The organism is Roseomonas sp. TAS13 (assembly GCF_001950415.1).
Taxonomy (GTDB): Bacteria; Pseudomonadota; Alphaproteobacteria; order Acetobacterales; family Acetobacteraceae; genus Roseomonas; species Roseomonas mucosa.
Window position 1 is genome coordinate 1 of sequence record NZ_BDLP01000048.1, and the last position, 18,967, is coordinate 18,967.

Below are 18,967 nucleotides of genomic sequence, written 5' to 3' on the forward strand. Positions count from 1 at the left end.
GCCACCGCGTGCTGGGGCAGGACGGCGGCCTCACCGGCTACCGCTGGGGCGTGGAGCGCAAGCGGGCGCTGCTGGCCGGCGAGGCCGCGGGGCGTGTTGCGGGCCCGTCGCGCCCGGCGGAGGAGGGACCGACTGGCGCGGAGGGGCATGGCGCCGCCCCGGCCCTGGCGGGCTGAACGGCGCCGGGTCCACTTTTCCCCGGAGCCTGCTTCTGCCCTGAAGCGACTTCCGCCCTCAGCCTATTTCTTCCCCTGGGCGGGGGCGGCCGGCCTGGCGGGCTGGGCCTGGGCCGGCGGCGCCGCCTGGGCGCCCGGCGGGGGATTGCCGCGGAAGCTCAGCGTCTCCGTGCCCACCTGGTCGGTGCCCACCAGCGTCCACTGGCCGGCCAGCGTGCCATTGGGCATGATCTTGTAGACCGCCAGCCCGGGCTGGCCGCCCGCCGTGAAGCCCACCGCGAAATTATCCTTGGTGGACATGGCATAGCCCTCGTAGCGGCCGATGCTGGTTTCCCAGAGCACCTGCCAGGAGACCTCCCCGACGCGGTGCATGGCGAGGGTGCCGTTATAGGACGAGCCATCGGGTCCGTTGCCGATGACGTTGTAGAAGCCGTCCTTCTGCGCATGCGCCGCCGTGGGGACGAGCAGGGAAAGGCCCAGCGGAAGGAGGGCGGTGACGAGCCCCGTCAGGAGCCGGCGGCGGAACATCCGGGAATCAGCCTTTCTTGTCTTGCGCCTTGTCGCCGACGGTGGCGACGCGGAGGGCATTGGTGGTGCCGGCCTGTCCGAAGGGGACGCCCGCGGTGACGACGATCTCCTCGCCACGGTTGGCGAAGCCCTCGGTGGCGGCGGCGCGCGTGGCGCGGCCGACCATCTCGGTCATCGAATGCGGCGTGGCGGAGCTGAGCGCATGGGCGCCCCAGACCACGGCGAGGCGGCGGGCGGTGCTTTCCTCCGGCGTGAGGGCCAGGATCGGCGAGGAGGGACGCTCGCGGGCCACGCGCAGCGTGGTGGAGCCGGTGGAGGTGAAGGTGGCGATCGCCTGGGCGCCGATGGTGGCGGCCACCTGCCGGGCGGCGGTGGCGATGGCGCCGGCGGTGGTGGCCAACGGCTCGGGCCGGGCGGCGTCGGTCAGGCGGCGCCAGCCCTCGTCGCTTTCCACGCGCGACAGGATGCGGTCCATCATGTTGACCGCCTCGAAGGGGTACTGGCCCGCTGCGCTCTCGGCCGAGAGCATCACCGCGTCGGCGCCGTCGAAGACCGCGGTGGCGACGTCCGAGGCCTCGGCCCGGGTGGGGGCGGGGGCGGAGATCATGCTTTCCAGCATCTGCGTCGCCACCACCACCGGCAGGCCCCGGTTGCGCGCGGCGCGCACGATGCGCTTCTGGATCAGCGGTACGTCCTCGGCGGGACATTCCACGCCCAGGTCGCCGCGCGCCACCATGACGCAGTCGGTCAGCGCCAGGATCGCGTCGAGGTTCTCGACCGCCTGCGGCTTCTCCATCTTCACCATGATCCAGGCGCGGCCATCGGCGATGGCCTTGGCCTCGGCCACGTCCTCGGGCCGCTGCACGAAGCTCAGGCCGATGTACTCGACGCCCAGCGGCAGCACGAAGTCGAGGTCGGCGCGGTCCTTCTCGGTCAGCGCCGGGATCGGCAGCACCACGTCGGGCACGTTCACGCCCTTGCGGTCGGAGAGCGGGCCGCCCACCACCACCTCGGTCTCCAGGTGGTCCTCCCGCTTGCGGATCACGCGCAGGCGCAGCTTGCCGTCGTCGAGCAGCAGGGTGGTGCCGATGCCGGCGGCCGCGATGATCTCGGGGTGGGGCAGCTGCACGCGGCGCGAGTCGCCGGGTACCGGCGACAGGTCGAGGCGGAAGCTCTGCCCGGTCTGCAACTGCACCCGGCCGCCGCCGAACTTGCCCACCCGAAGCTTCGGCCCCTGCACGTCGGCCAGGATGCCGATCGGGCGGCCGACCTTCTTCTCCAGCGCCCGGATCGTGGCGATGTTGGCGGCGTGGCCCTCGTGCGAGCCATGGCTGAAGTTCAGCCGGAACACGTCGGCGCCCGCGCGGAACAGGCGCTCGATCATTTCCGGCGTCGAGCTCGCCGGGCCCAGCGTGGCCACGACCTTCGTGCGGCGCCGGCGGCGCAACGGAATCCTCTGCGGCATGAAGCCTCCTGAAAGGGTCCGGCCGGAAGGGACAGAGGCGGCGAAGAGGCCGCCGGCTTCCGGCAAGGCCTCTTCCCACAGGCGTCCCTGGGTGCCAAGCCGGGGTGGATGTGGAGCGGGTTGCGCCCGGCGCGGGGCGGGACCGGAGCAGGGCGGCATGGGTGAAAGGCGAGGCATGGGAGGACAGGCAGGCGGGGCGGCCCGCTGGCGGGCCATGGCGGCGGCGGACCTCGCGGCGGCCGGGCGGATCGCGGCGCGCGTGCATCCGGACTACCCGGAGGACGCGGCGGTCTTCGCCGAGCGCCTGTCGCTTTTTCCCGAAGGCTGCCTGGTGCTGGTACCCCCCTCCGGCGAGCCTGGCGGCTATGTGATCGCGCATCCCTGGCGACTCGGGCAGCCACCGGCCCTGAACAGCCTGCTCGGCGCGCTGCCGGCGGCGGCCGATACGCTCTACATCCATGACATCGCCCTGCTGCCGGAGCGGCGCGGCGGCGGGGCCGCCGGGCGGGCGCTGGAGCGGCTGGAGGCGCTGGCGCGGGGGCGCGGGCTGCCGGGGCTGTCGCTCGTGGCGGTCGGCGGGTCGCCCGCCTTCTGGCTCCGCCAGGGCTTCCGGGAGCGGGCGGACGAGGCGCTGCGCGGGAAGCTGCGGAGCTATGGCGGGGCGGCGGGGTACATGGTGAAGGATCTCGCCACCGCCTGACACCGGCCCGGAGGCCCGGGTCCATACCGGCCGGCTCCACCGCGCGGCGGGGGCGATTCAGGCCGCGCAACGGGCCTGTCCGGTTCCGGGTGGATTTTTCCCTTGCGGAAAGATGGAGGATTGTCCATCTTTCCACCCGATCCGGGCCCCTCTGGCGTCCTGGCGGATCGGCCGGCCTGCTCTTCGGACAGGGCCGGGCGAGTTCCGCCACCGCGATGTCGGATCATCTTTCGCGCAACCGGGCCCGGCGCGCATCCAGAACATCCGCACGCGGATTCTGCCGTCCGGCCCTTTGAGAGGAGGAGCCACCCGGCATGGAGGCCTCGCCGCTTTTCTGGATCCTGTTCAACGCGGGCGTTCTCGGCCTGCTGCTGCTCGACCTCGGCGTCTTCGCCAGGAAGGACGCCAGCGGCGCCCCCGCGCCCGTTCCCGTGCGCACCGCGCTGATCAAGTCCGCCGCCTATATCGGCCTGGCGGTGCTGTTCTTCCTCTGGATGCGGATGAGCTACGGCCTCACGCCCGAGGAACGGGCGACCAACAGTTTGGAATTCCTTACCGGCTACCTGATCGAGTGGTCGCTCTCGGTCGACAACATCTTCGTCTTCGTCCTGCTCTTCGCCCGCTTCGGCGTGCCGGCGGCCTACCAGCACCGCGTGCTGTTCTGGGGCATCCTGGGGGCGCTGGTGATGCGCGGCGTGATGATCCTGGTCGGCACGGCGCTGCTGCGCGAGTTCGACTGGCTGATGGTGGTCTTCGGCCTGTTCCTGGTCTGGTCCGGCTGGAAGATGCTGCGCTCGGCCGAGGCGGAGCACGATCCGGCCGACAGCAGCGTGCTGCGCTGGATGCGCGCACGCCTGCCGGTGACGGAGGGCTTCCGCGGCAATGCCTTCACCGTGCGCGAGGCGGGCCGGCGGATGGTCACGCCGCTGCTGCTCGTGCTGGTGCTGATCGAGCTGACGGACCTGTTCTTCGCGCTGGACAGCATCCCGGCGATCTTTGCCGTCTCGACCGACCCGTTCATCGTCTACACGGCGAACGTCTTCGCCATCCTGGGCCTGCGGGCGATGTACTTCGCCCTGGCGGGGATCATCCACCGCTTCCACTACCTGAAGCACGGGCTCTCGGTCGTGCTGATGATCGTGGGCGCGAAGATGCTGGCCAACTGGTATGCGGGCGGCAAGGCGGTGCCGGTGGAATACGCGCTGCTGCTGACCGGCACGATCATCGCCGGCTCCATCGCCCTGTCGCTGTGGAAGACCCGCAACGACCCGCCCCAGGACGTGGCGCACCAGGGGAGCGCGCCGGAGAAGGCCGAGGCGCTGACCGGCAAGGCCGGCTGACCCTGGAACGGGCTGGCCGTCCATGGCCGGCCCGCCTTGCCCCGCGCCGGGGCGGGGCGGTGTCCGTCTCAGGCGACGAGGACGATGCGCAGGTCATTGACGTTGGTCAGCGTGGGGCCGGTCACCACCAGGTCGCCCAGGGCGGCAAAGAAGCCGGTGGCGTCGTGCAGCGCCTGGGCCTCGCGCGCATCGAGGCCGAGCGAGCGGGCGCGGGCGAGCGTGTCGGGGGTGGCCAGGGCGCCCGCGGCCTCCTCCACCCCGTCGATGCCGTCGGTGTCGCCCATCAGCGCCCAGGTGCCGGGACGGCCCGCGGCGGCGAGGGCGAAGCCCAGCAGCGCCTCGGTGTTGCGGCCGCCGCGCCCGGGGCTGGGGTGGCGGATCGTCACCGTGGTCTCGCCGCCCGACAGGATGACGCAGGGCTTCGGCGCCGGGATGCCGTGGTCGGAGACCGAGCGCGCGATGCCGGCCAGCACCGTGCCCAGCTCGCGCGCCTCGCCTTCCAGCGCATCGCCCAGGATGATCGGATGCAGCCCCTCGGCGGCGGCGGCCCCGGCCACCGCCTGCAGCGCCATCATCGGCGTGGCGATCAGGCGGAACTCGCTGCGGGCCAGGCGCGGGTCGCCCGGCTTGGGCACCGCGTCGGCCGCCGCGGCGAGGTGGCGGGCCACGGCGGCGGGCTGGGCGATGTTGAAGCGCTTCAGGATCGCATAGGCCTCGGCATAGCCCGCGCCCTCCGGCACGGTGGGGCCGGAGGCGATGGTGCCGGGATCGTCGCCCGGCACGTCGGAGATGGCCAGCGTCACCACCCGCGCCGGATGGCAGGCCGCCGCCAGCCGCCCGCCCTTGATGGCGGAAAGGTGCTTCCGCACGATGTTCATGTCGCCGATCGTGGCGCCGGAGGCGAGCAGGGCGCGGTTGACCGCCTGCTTGTCGGCCAGCGTCAGCCCGGGGGCGGGCAGGGAAAGCAGGGCCGAGCCGCCGCCCGAGGCCAGGAAGATCACCAGGTCCTCCGCCGCGAGCCCGTCGGTCAGCGCCAGCATCCGCCGCGCCGCCGCCTCGCCCGCCGCGTCGGGGACGGGGTGGCTGGCCTCGACGATCTCGACATGGCGGGTGGGCACGGCATGGCCGTAGCGGGTGACGACGAGGCCCGACAGCGCGACGTCGGGCCAGGCTTCCTCCAGCGCCTGGGCCATCAGCGCCGAGGCCTTGCCGGCGCCCAGCACCAGCACGCGGCCCGAGCGCGGCTTCTCCGGCAGGTGCCGCGCCAGCACCGCCCGCGGGTCCGCCGCCCGCAGCCCGGCCTCGAAGAGCTTCCGGACGGTCCGCCGCGCCCATTGATCGCTCGCTTCGGCGGGCACCGGTTGCGGCCGGTCCTGCGAGGCTTCGGATTCACGCATGCGGGCGGCCCTTCCGGAGGATCAGGTGTTGGCGCTGTGGATAGCGTCGCGGGCCGCCCCGGTCACCTCCTTCGTGGCCGCCTTGCCACCCGTTTCGGGGGTGAGGGGAGCGCTGGCGGTCACCCCGCTCCACCGCCCGCATCAGCCACGCCGCGGTCTTCTTTCCGCGAAAAACCCACTGGCCGGTGTCACATCCGCGCGGCCCTGCTCGCCGGACGGGGCGCCCTGGGTGCCAGGAAGGCTGCCTGGAAAGGCCGGCCGGCGGAACCGCCCGGGGAGGCTGGCGAAGCGGGGCGGGCGATGCCACTTGTGCCCCCGGACGCATTCCGGAGGACCGCATGCCCGCACCGCAGCCCGAGGCCGCCATCGACACCGGCGCCGCCGCGAACCTCACGCCGGAGCAGCGCGAGGCGCTGGAGGCCGCCGCCTTCCGCAAGCTGGTGGCGCATCTGCGCGCACGGAGCGATGTGCAGAACATCGACCTGATGAATCTCGGCGGCTTCTGCCGCAACTGCATGTCCCGCTGGTATCGCGAGGCCGCCGCCGACCGGGGCATCGGGATGGCCGATCCCGATGCGCGGGAGGCGATCTATGGCATGCCCTATGACGAATGGCGGGCGCGGCACCAGCGCGAGGCGACGGCGGAGCAGAAGGCCGCCTTCGCCGCCGCGAATCCCGGCCACTGAGGCCGGGGGGAGCGACGCGACGCGCATGTCCGCCGTTCTTGCGAGCCTTTGGCTGCCCTTCCGGCAACTGGGCGATCCCGGCTTCCGGGGGCCGCTGTGGAAGGGGCTGCTCGGTGCCGTCCTGAGCTTCGGCCTGCTGGTCTGGCTCGCCGACTGGGGGCTGTCCGCCCTGGCCGGCATGGCGGGCGGCGAGGGCTGGATCGCCACGCTGTCCGGGGTGCTGGGCGGGCTGCTGGTGCTCTTCTCGGCCATCTGGCTCTTCGTGCCGATCGTGCTGGCCATCGCCGGGTTCTTCACGGACCAGGTGGCGGAGGCGGTGGAGCGCCGCTTCTATCCCTGGCTGCCGCCGCCCTCCGGCGGTGCCTCCCTGGCGGCGCAGGCGCGCTACAACCTGCGCCTGACGTTGCAGGTGCTGCTGCTGAACCTCGTCCTGCTGCCGCTGGCCTTCGCCCTGCCGGTGGTGGGCGCGGTGCTGCTCTGGGTCGTGGCCGCCATCGCGCTGGGCAACGGGCTGTTCGAGGGTGTGGCGCAACGGCGCATGACCGTGCCCGCCGCGCGGCTGCTGCGCCGCCGCCGCCGGGTGCAGGTCTTCCTTCTGGGCGCCGTCCTCGCCGCCCTGGCCGTGGTGCCGGTGGCGAACCTGCTGGTGCCGATCCTCGGCACGGCCGCCATGACCCACCTGCTCCACCGCGGCCAGGATTCGCTGACGCCGCCGGAACGCGCGGTGCCGGCCCGCGCGGCCTGACGGGCACCGCCCGTATCAGCCCGCCAGCGGTTCCTCGCCGCTGCGCAGGATGGCCTCGACGATGCTCTGGACCTCGTAGGCTTCTTCCAGCGTGGCGAGGTGGTGCGCCTCGCCACGGGTCATGCGCGCCACGCCGTCGAGCTGGCGTTGCAGCGTCAGCGGGCGGGCGCGTTCATGCGGCATGGCGGAAGGGTCGCCCTGCCAGGTGCCGGCCGCGTCGCGGCGCTCCGCCAGGGCCCAGTTCCGCAGGCGCACGGCGCCCGAAGCGCCAGTGGCGATGAAGCTGTTGGCCTCGTCCTCCGCGACCCGCCCGACCGAGCCCGTCAGGCTGAGCGGCAGGCCCCCGGCGGTGAGCCGGGCCTCGATGGCGCGCTCGCTGCGCCCGGCCTCGGGAAAGAGCGCCTGGGCCTGGAGCAGCACCAGCGGCCCGAAGAGGCGCCGCGCCAGGAACAGGAAATGCGACACGACCTCCCGCGTGAAGCCGCCCTGGGCGGGGCCGTCGAGCCAGCCGGCGGCGGCATGCTGCCAGCCGCGCGGCCAGCGGGCGAAGTCGGCGGCGATGGCCAGGCTCTCCACCTGCCCGATGGCGCCCCCGGCCAGCCATTCGCCCAGCCGCTCCACCGTGGGCGAGGAGGCGAAGGGGAAGTTGACGGCGGCGCGGGCGCCCCCAGCCCCCGGCAGGGCATGGGCCTCCCGCAGGAAGCGTCCGGCATCGGCCACATCCACCGCCAGCGGCTTCTCGCAGAACAGCGCCTTGCCGGCCTTCAGCGCAGCGCGGGCATGGGGCAGGTGGGTGGCCGGGGGCGAGGCCACGTAGACGCAGTCCGCCGCCTCGATCACCGCGGCTGCGGAGCGCAGGAAGGGCGTGCCGGGAAGCTCGGCCCCGAGGCGCGCGACCGCCTCCGGCGCCGGGTCCCAGAGGCCCGCGACCTGGACCCTGTCCTGCCCGGCGGCGGCGCGCAGCAGGCGCTCCCCCATGATCCCGGCCCCGATGATGCCCAGCCGCACCGTTCCGGTGCCCGGCTGGAATGTCCCGGCTTCGCTCATCCTCGCCTCATGCCGCATGTCCGGGGCGGAACCTACAGCGACGGGTGGTGCTGCCAATGGGGCCAGGGACAGATTCGGGCGCCGTTCCAGGGGCGGGGCCATGCGGCGGGGCCATGCGGCGGGCGGCGGGCTGCCAGACAGCCGGGCCGCGGGCGGCGTGTTGGCGGGGACGGCCCCGGCCGCTATACCCGGCGCCTTTCACGGGGGAGAACATATGTCGGACGTGACCGATCAGGACCAGGAGCAGGACACCGATGTCGGCGGCATCGCCGCGGACCGTCTGCGCTCCATCATCGAGCGGGTGGAGCGGCTGGAGGAGGAGCGCAAGGCGCTGGCCGACGACATCAAGGACATCTTCGGCGAGGCGAAGTCCGCGGGCTTCGACGTGAAGGTGATCCGGCAGATCATCCGCCAGCGCAAGCAGGAGCCCGCCGAGGTGGAGGAGCAGGAGACCCTGCTCGACCTCTACCGCCGCGCGCTCGGCATGTGAGGCGCCGCGCGTGGCGCCGGAGGAGGAAGGGCGCGGGAGGCTGATCCCGATCGATGCCCGGCTGGCGCTGCGCGAGGAGGAGATCACGGAAAGCTTCGTCCGCGCTTCCGGCCCGGGCGGGCAGAACGTGAACAAGGTCTCCACCGCCGTCCGCCTCAGCTTCGACCTGCGCAACTCGCCCTCGCTGCCCCCGGCGGTGAAGGCGCGGGCCGCCCGGCTCGCCGGGCACAGGCTGACCTCGGAAGGGGTGGTGGTGATCGCCGCCCAGCGCTTCCGCTCGCTGGAGCGGAACCGCGAGGATGCGCTGGAACGCCTGCTGGAACTGCTGCGCGAGGCGGCGGTGCCGCCGGTGCCGCGCATCGCGACCCGCGTGCCGAAGGGGGAGAAGCGGCGCCGGGTGGAGGGCAAGGTCCGGCGCGGCGAGGTCAAGCGGCTGCGGGGGAAGCCGGTGGGGGACTAGGGCGAGTCAGTACCGGTCCATCGCCTGCTGCGTCAGCAGGCTGGCGGGCCTCGCGCGGCGCCGGCAGGGGATGCGGGACAGTTCGGCGCAGACCTGTTCCACCAGATGCGGCACCGGCATCTCCGTGCGCAGCCGCAGCACCGGGCAGGACAGTTCGGCCAGCCAGCCCTCGTGCAGGGTGCGGGAGCGGATTTCCGGCCCCGCCGTGTCATAGCTCTCGGCCCAGGCCAGGAAGGCGGCGCTGGCCTCGGCCATGTCGCCGCCCGGCCGGATGCGGGCGCCATGGCGGGCTTCCTCCCGCGCCAGCAGGCGTCGCATCCGCTCCGCCGGGTCGAGGCTCAGGAAGACCACCAGGTCGAAGCGCGGCACGAGGCTTCCGCCCCAGGAGACCATGGAGCCGCTCAGCACCCAGCCGGCGGCATCCTCCAGCGCCTGTTGCAGCAGGGCGAGACGCTCCGGCACCGGCCGCTTGGTGGTGAAGGGCGGGTCGGTCCGCCGCCAGTAGTAGAGATCGGCATCCTCGTGCGGACAGCCAAGGCGCGTCGCCAGGGCCGCGCCCAGCGTCGTCGTGCCGCTGCCGGACGCGCCCAGGATGTGGATCCGGTGGCTCAATACAGGGGCTCCATCAATACAGGGCCTCCACCAGCGGGGCGTGCTGTTGCAGCACGATGCGGCGGCGGACCTTCAGGGTCGGTGTCATCAGCCCGTTCTCGACGGTGAACGGCTCGACCAGCCGCCAGCGACGGATGCGCTCGATGCTGGACAGCCGCGCGTTCACCCGGTCCACCGCCGGGCCGACCCGCTCCTCGGCGCCCTCCGCCGGCACCAGCAGCGCCACCACGCCCTGGCGGCCCTCGCCGGCGATCACGGCCTGGGCGATCTCCGGCTCCGCCATCAGCAGCCCCTCGATCTTGGCGGGGCTCACCATGTCACCGCCCAGGGTTTTGATGAAGTCCTTCTTGCGATCGCGGATGACGATATGTCCCGCCGAGTCGATCTCGCCGGTATCGCCGGTGTGCAGCCAGCCGCCTTCCAGCGCCGCGGCGGTGGCCTCCGGGGCGTTCCAGTAGCCGTCCATCACCAGCTCGCCCCGCAGCAGCAGCTCGCCATCCTCCGCGATCATCGTCTCGACGCCGGGCAGGGGGGCGCCGACGCTGTCGCGGCGATTGTCCCAGGGCAGGTTGACGCTGACCACCGGCCCGGCCTCGGTCTGGCCATAGCCCTGCAGCACGGTCACGCCGAGGGCCAGGAAGAAGCCCGAAAGCTCCGGGTCCAGCCGGGCGCCGCCGGACACCATCGCCACCAGCCGCCGGCCGAAGCGGGCGCGCAGCTTCGCGCGCACCAGCCGGTCCAGCGCCGCGTCCTCGATCCGCTCCAGCAGGGACAGGGGCGGCCCGTCCATCCGGCGCAGGCCGAGGGCGATGGCCCGGCGGAACAGGCGCTGCTTCCAGCCGGCCTCCTTCTCGACCTGGGTCAGGATGCGGTGGCGCAGCACCTGGAAGAGGCGCGGCACGGCGGTCACCAGGGCGGGCTCGATCTCGGTGAACTCGGCGGCCAGCCGGTCGGCGCCACGGCTGTAGACCACCTCCATGCCGAGCGAGGGCAGCAGGAAGTTGCCGACCGTGTGCTCGTAGGCATGGGAGAGGGGCAGGAAGGAGAGGTAGCACTCGCCCTCCAGCTTCAGCCGCCTGACCACCGTGGCGAGTCCGGCCTGGTTCGCCAGCATGGCCCGGTGCGGCAGCATCACGCCGCGCGGCAGGCCGCCGGTGCCGGAGGTATAGACGAGGCAGGCCAGCCGCCCGGGCGGGATCTGCGCCACCTCCGCCACCAGCAGGGCGAGGTCGCCCGGATCGGCGGTCAGCGCCTGCCAGGACAGGGTCCCCGGCGCTTCCTCCATGCAGACGAGCAGGTCCAGCCCCGGGTCGTTGCCGCCCCCCTCGTTCCCCCCACCCTCATTCCGTCCCTGGGCCTGCCGTGCCGCCTCGGCGATCCGGCCGGCCAGCCCGGCGGTGGAGGCGATGGCCACCCGGGCGCCGCTGTCGCGCAGGATATGGGCGTGGTCGGCCACGGTGTTGGTGGTGTAGGTCGGCACCGTGACCGCGCCGATGGCCATGATGGCGGTGTCGGCGATGGGGAATTCCGGCCGGTTCTCGCTGACCAGCAGCACGCGATCGCCCGGCATCACCCCGCGGGCGCGCAGCCCGGCGGCGGCGGCGGCCACCGCATGGGCGAATCCGGCCCAACTCATCCGCTGCCAGTCCCCGCCCGACCCGTCCCGGACCCAGTGGCGCAGCATCGGCCGGTCGCGCCAGCGCGCGGCCAGGCCCAGCAGCATGGCGGGGAGGCTGTCCCAGCGTTCGGTCATTCTGTCGCTTCCCCCTATCGTCATCGCCCGGCTGTCTTGGTGGGAGGCGGGGTGGTCATATATCCAGGCCGTTCCACTCCTCCCGCGAGGCGCACGCATTTCCATGTTTCGACCGACCTGCCTAGCCGACTCCTCCATCCCTGGCCGCGCCACCCTCGACATCTCCGGCCGGGCCGGGGGCGGCGGGGGCGAGGCCCTGCCGGAATGGAACCTGTCGGACCTCTATGCGGGGATCGACGACCCGAAGCTCGACGCCGATCTCGGCCGTGCGGAGGCGGAGGCGAAGGCGCTGGAGGCGGAGGCCGCCGGAAAGCTCGCCGGCCTGTCCGGCGATGCCCTGGCGGCGGCGATCCGGCGCTACGAGGCGGTGGAGGAGATCCTGGGGCGGGTCCTGTCCTTCGCCCAGCTGCTTTTCGCGGGCGATGCCACGAAGCCGGAACACGGCCGCTTCTACCAGACCATGCAGGAGCGGGCGACCGACATCAGCAGCCACCTGCTGTTCCTGACGCTGGAGCTGAACCGGCTGGAGGATTCCGTGCTGGAGGCCAAGCTGGCGGAATCCGCCGGACTGGCCGGATGGCGCCCCTGGCTGCGCGACCTGCGGGTGTTCCGTCCGCACCAGCTTTCCGACGAGCTGGAGAAGCTGCTGCACGAGAAGGAGGTCACCGGCCGCTCCGCCTGGAACCGCCTGTTCGATGAGACCATCGCCGCCATGAAGGTGCGGGTGGGGCAGGAGGACCTCACCGTCTCCTCCGCGCTGAACAAGCTTTCCGACCGGGACCGCGCGGTGCGCGAGGCGGCGGCCAAGGGCGTCTCCGCGGCCTTCGGCGAGCGTGTCCCGCTGTTTTCGCTGATCACCAACACGCTCGCCAAGGACAAGGAGATCATCGACAACTGGCGCCACTACCCGCGCCCCGGATCGTCCCGCAACCGCGCCAACATGGTCGAGGACGAGGTGGTGGACGCGCTGGTCTCCGCCGTGCGCGCGAGCTATCCGCGCCTGTCGCACCGCTACTACGCGATGAAGGCGAAGTGGCTGGGTCTGGAGAAGCTGCAGCACTGGGACCGCAACGCGCCCCTGCCGCAGGAGGAGGACCGCACCATCCCCTGGTCCGAGGCCAAGGAGCGGGTCTTCGCCGCCTACAACGCCTTCTCCCCGGAACTGGCCGCGATCGGCAGGCGCTTCTTCGACAGCCCCTGGATCGACGTGCCACCCCGGCCGGGCAAGGCCTCCGGCGCCTTCGCGCATCCGACCGTGCCCTCGGTGCACCCGTACCTGCTGCTGAACTACCACGGCAAGTCGCGCGACGTGATGACGCTGGCGCATGAGCTGGGCCATGGCGTGCACCAGATCCTGGCCTCGAAGCAGGGCTACCTGCGCTCCGGCACGCCGCTGACCCTCGCCGAGACGGCCAGCGTCTTCGGCGAGATGCTGACCTTCCGCGCCGTGCTGGATGCCGAGACCGACCCCACCCGCCGCCGCATGCTGCTGGCCGGCAAGGTGGAGGACATGCTGAACACGGTGGTGCGGCAGATCGCGTTCTATACCTTCGAATCCCGCCTGCACGAGGCGCGCCGCAAGGGCGAGCTGTCTTCCGAGCAGATCGGCGAGATCTGGATGGGCGTGCAGGGCGAGAGCCTGGGCCCGGCCTTCGAGTTCACGCCGGACTACAACGTGTACTGGGCCTATGTGCCGCATTTCGTGCACACGCCCTTCTACGTCTATGCCTATGCCTTCGGGGACTGCCTGGTGAACGCGCTCTACAGCGTCTACCAGTCGGGCGAGGTGCCGGGCTTCCAGGAGAAGTACCTCGACCTGCTGCGCGCCGGCGGCACGCTGCGGCACAAGGAGCTGCTGGCGCCCTTCGGCCTCGACGCCTCCGATCCCGGCTTCTGGAACAAGGGGCTCGACGTGATCGACGGCTTCATCACCGAGCTGGAGCAGCCGGCCCCCGAGGGGGCGGCGTGAGGAGCGCATGAGCGACACAAGACGCGGCAACAGCCTGTTCGGCGAGATCCGCCGCATGGCGCGCACCTCCGGCGCGGTGGGCGGCATCGCCGCCCGCGTGGCGGGGGAGCGCTATCTCGGGTTGAAGACCGACAAGTCCGCCCATGCGGAGGACCTGCGGGCGGTGCTGGGCGGGCTGAAGGGCCCGATGATGAAGGTGGCGCAGCTTCTCTCCACCATCCCCGACGCGCTGCCCGAGGAATATGCGCGGGAGCTGTCGCAGCTCCAGTCCAACGCCCCGGCGATGGGCTGGCCCTTCGTGCGGCGGCGCATGTCCACCGAGCTGGGGCCGGCCTGGCAGTCGCGCTTCACCGCCTTCGGCCAGACGGCGGCGGCGGCGGCCTCGCTGGGGCAGGTGCATCGCGCCACCCTGCCGGACGGGCGGGAGGTCGCCTGCAAGCTGCAATACCCGGACATGCCGAGCGTGGTGGAGGCCGACCTGCGGCAGCTCCGCCTCGCCATGGGCATCTATGCGCGCATGGACAGCTCGATCCAGAGCGACGACGTCTATGCCGAGCTGAGCGAGCGGCTGCGCGAGGAGCTCGACTACGAGCGGGAGGCCGCGCATATGCGGCTCTACCGCCTGATGCTGGCGGGCGAGCCGGAGATCCGCGTGCCCGAGCCGGTGCCGGAGCTGACCACCAAGCGCCTGCTGACCATGACCTGGCTCGAGGGCCGCGCCATCCAGTCGCGCATCGACGAGGACCCGCCGCAGGAGGAGCGCGATGCCTATGCGCGGGTGCTGTTCCGCGCCTGGTACGTGCCCTTCTACCATTACGGCGTGATCCATGGGGACCCGCATCTGGGCAACTACCAGATCCGGTCCGACCTGCACGGGATCAACCTGCTCGACTTCGGCACCATCCGCGTCTTCCCGCCGCACTTCGTCACCGCCGTGGTCCGGCTCTATGAGGCGGTGCGCGACGGCGACGACGAGAAGGCGATCCATGCCTTCGAGGCCTGGGGCTTCCGCAACCTGCCGCGCGAGACCTGGCAGGTGCTGATGAAGTGGGCGCGCTTCCTGCACGAGCCGCTGATCGACGACCGCGTGCGGCCGATCTCCGAGACCCAGGACCCGCAGTTCGGGCGCAAGGTCGCGGAGGAGGTGCATGCCGGGCTGAAGAAGACCGGCGGCGTGCGGCCACCGCGCGAGTTCGTGCTGATGGACCGCTCCACGGTGGGCCTGGGCAGCGTCTTCCTGCGGCTGAAGGCGAAGCAGAACTGGCACCGGCTCTTCGAGGAGCTGATCGCCGGCTATGACGAGGATGCGCTGGCGGCGCGGCAGGCCGAGGCGCTGCGGCAGGCCGGGGTTCCGGCGGCGGGCTGACCGACAGGCCCCGGTTCCGGCGTCCCGCCGCCCCTTTCGGTGGCGGGACCGCCTGCCCGTAGAAGAATCCTTCGCGGGGCGGGGCGGAAACCTGTCCGAATTCGCGATGCGTGCCCTTGCGGCCCTTCCGGCGCCCGGTGATCGTGACCGGGCAGAAACGGAAACCGGAGGGAAGCCTGCATGCGCCTGGCCGTGCCAAAGGAAAGGCGTGCCACGGAGGCACGAGTGGCGGCGACGCCCGAGACGGTCCGCAAGCTGATCGGGCTTGGCCTGTCCGTGGCGGTGGAGAAGGGGGCCGGGCTGGCGGCGGGCATTCCCGATGCCGCCTATGCCGAGGCGGGGGCGGAGATCGCGCCGGATGCCGCCGCCGCCCTGGCCGGGGCGGGGATCGTGCTCAAGGTCCGCGCGCCGCTGGCGGCGGGCGAGGGGGAGGTGGACGAGATCGCCCTGATCCCCGAGGGCGCCGTGCTGATCGGCACGCTGGAGGCGGCCTCCGCGCCGGAGCGCAACAGGGCCTATGCGGCGCGCCGCATCACCGCCTGCGCCATGGAACTGGCCCCGCGCATCACCCGGGCGCAGAGCATGGACGTGCTCTCCTCCCAGGCGAACCTCGCGGGCTACCGCGCGGTGATCGAGGCGGCGGGGGCCTTCGACCGCGGCTTCCCGATGCTGATGACGGCGGCGGGCACCATCCCGGCGGCGAATGTGCTGGTGCTGGGCGCGGGCGTCGCGGGCCTGCAGGCCATCGCCACGGCGCGGCGGCTGGGCGGGCGCGTCTCGGCCTCCGACGTGCGGCCGGCGGCCAAGGAGGAGATCAAGTCCCTCGGCGCCAGCTTCGTCGGCGTGGAGGACGAGGAGAGCGCCGCCGCCCAGACCGCCGGTGGCTATGCCAAGGCGATGAGCCCGGAATACCTCCGCAAGCAGGCCGAGGTCGTGGCCGCCGCCGCCGCCAGGGCGGATATCGTGATCTGCACCGCGCTGGTGCAGGGCCGCAAGGCGCCGGTGCTGCTGACCGAGGCCATGGTCGCCGCGATGAAGCCGGGCGCGGTGGTGGTGGACATCGCCGCCGATGCCGGGGGCAACTGCGCCGCGACCGTGCCGGGCGAGGCCGTGACCACGGAGAACGGGGTGAAGGTGCTGGGCTGGCGCAACTGGCCCGCCCGCATCCCGGCGGCGGCGAGCAGCCTCTATGCCCGCAACCTGCTGACCTTCCTGACCACCTTCTGGGACAAGGAAGCCGGGATGCCGAAACTGCCGGAGGAGGACGAGATCGTGCGCGGGGTGCTGCTGACCCGGGGTGGCGCGGTCGTCCATCCGCAATTCCAGAACAGCTGAGGGGGGAACAGCGATGAACCCGAACGAGAACGCCCAGGGGGCTGTCCAGGGCCTGGCGGGCCGCGCCGATGCCCTGGCGGCCCAGGCGCTGGACCTCGCGCGCCAGGCCCGGCTGCTGGCGGAACAGCACGCCCCGGTGGCGATGGAGCAGGTCGCCCATGGCGCCGCCGTGGTGGAGCCCTTCCTGCTGCTGCTGACGATCTTCCTGCTGGCCTGCTTCGTCGGCTACCACGTCGTGTGGAACGTGACGCCGGCGCTGCATTCGCCGCTGATGGGCGTCACCAACGCCATCTCCTCGGTGATCGTGGTGGGCGCCATCCTGGCCACCGGCCTGGGCGATTCCATCGCCGCCAAGGTCTTCGGCTTCCTGGCCGTGACGCTGGCCTCGGTGAACATCTTCGGCGGCTTCCTGGTCACGCGCCGGATGCTCGCGATGTTCAAGCGGAAGGGGTGAGGGCATGTCGCATACCCTCTCGACGCTGGCCTATCTCGTCGCCGCGGTCCTGTTCATCCTGGCGCTGCGCGGGCTGAGCCATCCGGAAACCAGCCGGCGCGGCAACCTCTTCGGCATGGTCGGCATGGGCATCGCCGTGGTCGCGACGCTGGCCCAGCCGGGCATGTCGGGCGGTGGCATCGCCATCGTGCTGGCCGGGCTGGTGATCGGCGGCGGCATCGGCGCCTATCTCGCCAACCGCATCCAGATGACGGCGCTGCCGCAGCTCGTCGCGGCCTTCCACTCGCTGGTCGGCCTCGCCGCCGTCTGCGTCGCGGCCGCCGCCTTCTACGCGCCGCAGAGTTTCGGCATCGGCGTGCCGGGCGACATCCATGCCCAGTCGCTGGTGGAGATGTCGCTGGGCCTGGCTATCGGCGCCATCACCTTCTCCGGCTCGGTGATCGCTTTCGCCAAGCTCCAGGGGTTGATGTCGGGCGCGCCGATCCTGTTCCGGGGGCAGCACTGGCTGAACCTCGCGCTCGGCATCCTGCTGCTGGTCCTGGTGATCGGCTTCGTCGCCACGGGCAGCGCGGTGCTGTTCTGGCTGATCGCGCTGCTCTCCTTCGGGCTGGGCTTCCTGCTGATCATCCCGATCGGGGGCGCGGACATGCCGGTCGTGGTGTCGATGCTGAACAGCTATTCCGGCTGGGCGGCGGCGGGCATCGGCTTCACCGTCGGCAACCTGCTGCTGATCGTCACCGGCGCGCTGGTCGGCGCCTCGGGCGCGATCCTGTCCTACATCATGTGCAAGGGCATGAACCGCTCGATCGTCAACGTGCTGCTGGGCGGCTTCGGCTCGGATGCCGGCGCGGCGACGGGCGGCGGTGGCGCGGCGCAGCCGGCGCGGCCGGTGAAGTCCGGCTCGCCGGAGGATGCGGCCTACATCATGAAGAACGCCGGCAAGATCATCATCGTGCCCGGCTACGGCATGGCGGTGGCGCAGGCGCAGCAGGTGGTCCGCGAGATGGCCGACCTGCTGAAGAAGGAGGGCGCCACGGTGGAATACGCCATCCACCCAGTGGCGGGACGGATGCCGGGGCACATGAACGTGCTGCTGGCCGAGGCCAACGTGCCCTATGACGACGTGAAGGAGCTGGAGGAGATCAACCCCGAATTCGCCGAGGCCGACGTGGCCTATGTGATCGGGGCCAACGACGTCACCAACCCGGCGGCGAAGACCGACAAGTCCTCGGCGATCTACGGCATGCCGATCCTGGATGTGGAGCGGGCGAAGACCGTGTTCTTCGTCAAGCGCGGCATGTCCAGCGGCTATGCCGGGGTGGAGAACGAGCTGTTCTTCCGCGACAACACGATGATGCTGTTCGGGGATGCCAAGAAGGTCACCCAGCAGATCGTCCAGGCCCTGCAGAAATAGCGCGGGCCTCCGCGCCCGGGGATGGCCAGGCCGTCCCCGGGGCTCGCGGTGGGTTCATCATCCGCCCACCTTGCGGCCGGGAATGTCCGGAAAGGGCATCCCCAAACTGAAAAACCGCGGCTTGCGGGGAGGAACCCGCACCGCGGTGTTTCAAACGGCTCTCTCCGACCCTTCCCGGAGGAAGGGAGGAGGGCTCAGAAGCCCTCGCGCTCCAGGCGCTTGCGCTCGACCTTGCGGGCGCGGCGAACGGCCTCGGCGGCCTCGCGGGCGCGGCGCTCGGACGGCTTCTCGTAGTGCCGGCGGAGCTTCATCTCACGGAACACGCCCTCGCGCTGAAGCTTCTTCTTCAGGGCCTTCAGGGCCTGGTCAACATTGTTATCCCGAACGACGACCTGCACGCGGCTCGGTCCTCCTGTTCCAAAAAGGGTGGTAGATGACGTGCCGAACCACAGGCGCTGACGCCCGATCCTCGGGAGCGGCGCCGATAGCACGTCCGCCGCCTGCAAGGAAGCCCTTCCAGGCGGCACCGGGCTTCCCAGATGGGATTCCCGTTTCTCTATATCCAGGGACCAGCCGATGGCCATCCTCAAGATCGCGCGAATGGGCCATCCGGTGCTGCTGCGCCGAGCCGAGCCCGTCGCGGACCCGCGCGACCCGGAGATCCGCCGCCTCGTGGAGGACATGGTGGAGACCATGCTCGATGCCGGCGGGGTCGGCCTCGCCGCGCCGCAGGTGCATGTGCCGCTGCGCCTTTTCGTCGTGCGGGAATGGGAGGGCGGGCGCGCCCTGGTGAACCCGGAGCTGGAGGCGCTGGGCGAGGAGGTCGAGAGCGGCTGGGAGGGCTGCCTCTCCATCCCCGGCCTGCGCGGCTGTGTGCCGCGCGCGAAGCGGGTGCGCTGGCGGGCGCAGGACCTCGATGGGCGGGAGATCGGCGGCGAGGCCGAGGGCATGAGCGCCCGTGTCCTGCAGCACGAATACGACCACCTAGAGGGCACGCTCTATACCATGCGGATGCCCGACCTGACGCTGC

General features: G+C 71.9%; 20 protein-coding genes. 13 read left to right on the forward strand and 7 right to left on the reverse strand.

What is annotated here, in order from left to right:
- Positions 1–8: 8 nt before the first annotated feature.
- Positions 9–176: an MGMT family protein gene (locus tag ROTAS13_RS06400; protein WP_253187641.1), complete on the forward strand. Its 168-nt coding sequence runs from the start codon at positions 9–11 to the stop codon at positions 174–176.
- A 63-nt stretch (positions 177–239) separates the two neighbouring features.
- Here ROTAS13_RS06400 and ROTAS13_RS06405 read toward each other — a convergent pair whose 3' ends face one another.
- Both ROTAS13_RS06405 and pyk read right to left on the reverse strand, forming a co-directional pair.
- Entirely contained in the window at positions 240–704 is a 465-nt protein-coding gene (locus ROTAS13_RS06405; protein WP_058390637.1) for a hypothetical protein, read from the reverse strand.
- Positions 705–711: 7 nt separating this feature from the next.
- Positions 712–2,169 carry a pyruvate kinase gene (gene pyk / locus ROTAS13_RS06410; RefSeq protein WP_026032938.1) on the reverse strand — a complete coding sequence of 486 codons (1,458 nt, stop codon included), beginning with the start codon at positions 2,167–2,169 and terminating at the stop codon, positions 712–714.
- A 157-nt stretch (positions 2,170–2,326) separates the two neighbouring features.
- Between pyk and ROTAS13_RS06415 the strand changes: the two genes are divergently transcribed.
- Together ROTAS13_RS06415 and ROTAS13_RS06420 are read left to right on the forward strand one after the other, a co-directional pair.
- A complete protein-coding gene (locus ROTAS13_RS06415) occupies positions 2,327–2,869 on the forward strand; it encodes a GNAT family N-acetyltransferase (RefSeq protein WP_226946108.1) in 543 nt (180 codons plus the stop codon).
- A 314-nt stretch (positions 2,870–3,183) separates the two neighbouring features.
- Entirely contained in the window at positions 3,184–4,209 is a 1,026-nt protein-coding gene (locus ROTAS13_RS06420; protein WP_075821876.1) for a TerC family protein, read from the forward strand.
- A gap of 68 nt (positions 4,210–4,277) precedes the next feature.
- Here ROTAS13_RS06420 and ROTAS13_RS06425 read toward each other — a convergent pair whose 3' ends face one another.
- A complete protein-coding gene (locus ROTAS13_RS06425) occupies positions 4,278–5,606 on the reverse strand; it encodes a glycerate kinase (protein WP_058390634.1) in 1,329 nt (442 codons plus the stop codon).
- A 338-nt stretch (positions 5,607–5,944) separates the two neighbouring features.
- Here ROTAS13_RS06425 and ROTAS13_RS06430 point away from each other — a divergent pair, with 338 nt between their 5' ends.
- Both ROTAS13_RS06430 and ROTAS13_RS06435 read left to right on the forward strand, forming a co-directional pair.
- Positions 5,945–6,292 carry a DUF1244 domain-containing protein gene (locus tag ROTAS13_RS06430; RefSeq protein WP_019459571.1) on the forward strand — a complete coding sequence of 116 codons (348 nt, stop codon included), beginning with the start codon at positions 5,945–5,947 and terminating at the stop codon, positions 6,290–6,292.
- A gap of 25 nt (positions 6,293–6,317) precedes the next feature.
- Positions 6,318–7,037, forward strand: a complete 720-nt coding sequence (locus ROTAS13_RS06435; protein ID WP_058390633.1) for an EI24 domain-containing protein — start codon at positions 6,318–6,320, stop codon at positions 7,035–7,037.
- Positions 7,038–7,052: 15 nt separating this feature from the next.
- Here the strand turns inward: ROTAS13_RS06435 and ROTAS13_RS06440 are convergent, their stop codons facing one another.
- On the reverse strand, positions 7,053–8,084 hold the full coding sequence (locus ROTAS13_RS06440) for a Gfo/Idh/MocA family protein (protein ID WP_058390632.1): 1,032 nt from the start codon (positions 8,082–8,084) through the stop codon (positions 7,053–7,055).
- 214 nt (positions 8,085–8,298) lie between these two features.
- Between ROTAS13_RS06440 and ROTAS13_RS06445 the strand changes: the two genes are divergently transcribed.
- Both ROTAS13_RS06445 and arfB read left to right on the forward strand, forming a co-directional pair.
- The gene (locus ROTAS13_RS06445) at positions 8,299–8,574 is read left to right on the forward strand and encodes a DUF2312 domain-containing protein (RefSeq protein ID WP_019459568.1); all 276 of its coding nucleotides are present in this window, start codon (positions 8,299–8,301) and stop codon (positions 8,572–8,574) included.
- Between the two features lie 10 nt (positions 8,575–8,584).
- The gene (arfB, locus tag ROTAS13_RS06450; RefSeq protein WP_216348600.1) at positions 8,585–9,034 is read left to right on the forward strand and encodes an alternative ribosome rescue aminoacyl-tRNA hydrolase ArfB; all 450 of its coding nucleotides are present in this window, start codon (positions 8,585–8,587) and stop codon (positions 9,032–9,034) included.
- A gap of 6 nt (positions 9,035–9,040) precedes the next feature.
- Here arfB and ROTAS13_RS06455 read toward each other — a convergent pair whose 3' ends face one another.
- Positions 9,041–9,646 carry an AAA family ATPase gene (locus tag ROTAS13_RS06455; protein ID WP_019459566.1) on the reverse strand — a complete coding sequence of 202 codons (606 nt, stop codon included), beginning with the start codon at positions 9,644–9,646 and terminating at the stop codon, positions 9,041–9,043.
- Positions 9,647–9,659: 13 nt separating this feature from the next.
- Complete coding sequence (locus tag ROTAS13_RS06460; protein WP_058390630.1) at positions 9,660–11,399, reverse strand: long-chain fatty acid--CoA ligase; 1,740 nt, start codon at positions 11,397–11,399, stop codon at positions 9,660–9,662.
- Positions 11,400–11,502: 103 nt separating this feature from the next.
- Between ROTAS13_RS06460 and ROTAS13_RS06465 the strand changes: the two genes are divergently transcribed.
- The 5 genes from ROTAS13_RS06465 (at position 11,503) to ROTAS13_RS06485 (ending at position 17,937) form a co-directional block, all read left to right on the forward strand.
- Positions 11,503–13,368, forward strand: coding sequence for a M3 family oligoendopeptidase (locus tag ROTAS13_RS06465; protein WP_019459564.1), 1,866 nt, complete (start codon positions 11,503–11,505; stop codon positions 13,366–13,368).
- 7 nt (positions 13,369–13,375) lie between these two features.
- Complete coding sequence (locus ROTAS13_RS06470) at positions 13,376–14,734, forward strand: AarF/ABC1/UbiB kinase family protein (protein ID WP_019459563.1); 1,359 nt, start codon at positions 13,376–13,378, stop codon at positions 14,732–14,734.
- Positions 14,735–14,914: 180 nt separating this feature from the next.
- Positions 14,915–16,069 carry a Re/Si-specific NAD(P)(+) transhydrogenase subunit alpha gene (locus ROTAS13_RS06475; RefSeq protein ID WP_058390629.1) on the forward strand — a complete coding sequence of 385 codons (1,155 nt, stop codon included), beginning with the start codon at positions 14,915–14,917 and terminating at the stop codon, positions 16,067–16,069.
- 13 nt (positions 16,070–16,082) lie between these two features.
- Entirely contained in the window at positions 16,083–16,523 is a 441-nt protein-coding gene (locus ROTAS13_RS06480) for an NAD(P) transhydrogenase subunit alpha (RefSeq protein WP_019459561.1), read from the forward strand.
- Between the two features lie 4 nt (positions 16,524–16,527).
- Complete coding sequence (locus ROTAS13_RS06485; protein ID WP_019459560.1) at positions 16,528–17,937, forward strand: NAD(P)(+) transhydrogenase (Re/Si-specific) subunit beta; 1,410 nt, start codon at positions 16,528–16,530, stop codon at positions 17,935–17,937.
- A gap of 194 nt (positions 17,938–18,131) precedes the next feature.
- Here ROTAS13_RS06485 and rpsU read toward each other — a convergent pair whose 3' ends face one another.
- On the reverse strand, positions 18,132–18,335 hold the full coding sequence (gene rpsU / locus ROTAS13_RS06490) for a 30S ribosomal protein S21 (RefSeq protein ID WP_019459559.1): 204 nt from the start codon (positions 18,333–18,335) through the stop codon (positions 18,132–18,134).
- Between the two features lie 178 nt (positions 18,336–18,513).
- Here rpsU and def point away from each other — a divergent pair.
- The coding region (gene def, locus ROTAS13_RS06495; RefSeq protein WP_075821877.1) for a peptide deformylase at positions 18,514–18,967 on the forward strand (454 nt) is incomplete at its 3' end.

Excerpts from the sequence above, each read along its gene's own strand:
- ROTAS13_RS06420 (WP_075821876.1), top strand. The coding sequence starts at position 3,184 with ATGGAGGCCTCGCCGCTTTTCTGGATCCTGTTCAACGCGGGCGTTCTC.
- ROTAS13_RS06430 (WP_019459571.1), top strand. The coding sequence starts at position 5,945 with ATGCCCGCACCGCAGCCCGAGGCCGCCATCGACACCGGCGCCGCCGCG.
- ROTAS13_RS06405 (WP_058390637.1), bottom strand. The coding sequence starts at position 704 with ATGTTCCGCCGCCGGCTCCTGACGGGGCTCGTCACCGCCCTCCTTCCG.
- ROTAS13_RS06445 (WP_019459568.1), top strand. The coding sequence starts at position 8,299 with ATGTCGGACGTGACCGATCAGGACCAGGAGCAGGACACCGATGTCGGC.
- ROTAS13_RS06435 (WP_058390633.1), top strand. The coding sequence starts at position 6,318 with ATGTCCGCCGTTCTTGCGAGCCTTTGGCTGCCCTTCCGGCAACTGGGC.
- ROTAS13_RS06470 (WP_019459563.1), top strand. The coding sequence starts at position 13,376 with ATGAGCGACACAAGACGCGGCAACAGCCTGTTCGGCGAGATCCGCCGC.
- ROTAS13_RS06485 (WP_019459560.1), top strand. The coding sequence starts at position 16,528 with ATGTCGCATACCCTCTCGACGCTGGCCTATCTCGTCGCCGCGGTCCTG.
- ROTAS13_RS06425 (WP_058390634.1), bottom strand. The coding sequence starts at position 5,606 with ATGCGTGAATCCGAAGCCTCGCAGGACCGGCCGCAACCGGTGCCCGCC.
- ROTAS13_RS06475 (WP_058390629.1), top strand. The coding sequence starts at position 14,915 with ATGCGCCTGGCCGTGCCAAAGGAAAGGCGTGCCACGGAGGCACGAGTG.
- pyk (WP_026032938.1), bottom strand. The coding sequence starts at position 2,169 with ATGCCGCAGAGGATTCCGTTGCGCCGCCGGCGCCGCACGAAGGTCGTG.
- ROTAS13_RS06465 (WP_019459564.1), top strand. The coding sequence starts at position 11,503 with ATGTTTCGACCGACCTGCCTAGCCGACTCCTCCATCCCTGGCCGCGCC.
- ROTAS13_RS06440 (WP_058390632.1), bottom strand. The coding sequence starts at position 8,084 with ATGAGCGAAGCCGGGACATTCCAGCCGGGCACCGGAACGGTGCGGCTG.
- ROTAS13_RS06480 (WP_019459561.1), top strand. The coding sequence starts at position 16,083 with ATGAACCCGAACGAGAACGCCCAGGGGGCTGTCCAGGGCCTGGCGGGC.
- ROTAS13_RS06460 (WP_058390630.1), bottom strand. The coding sequence starts at position 11,399 with ATGACCGAACGCTGGGACAGCCTCCCCGCCATGCTGCTGGGCCTGGCC.
- ROTAS13_RS06415 (WP_226946108.1), top strand. The coding sequence starts at position 2,327 with ATGGGTGAAAGGCGAGGCATGGGAGGACAGGCAGGCGGGGCGGCCCGC.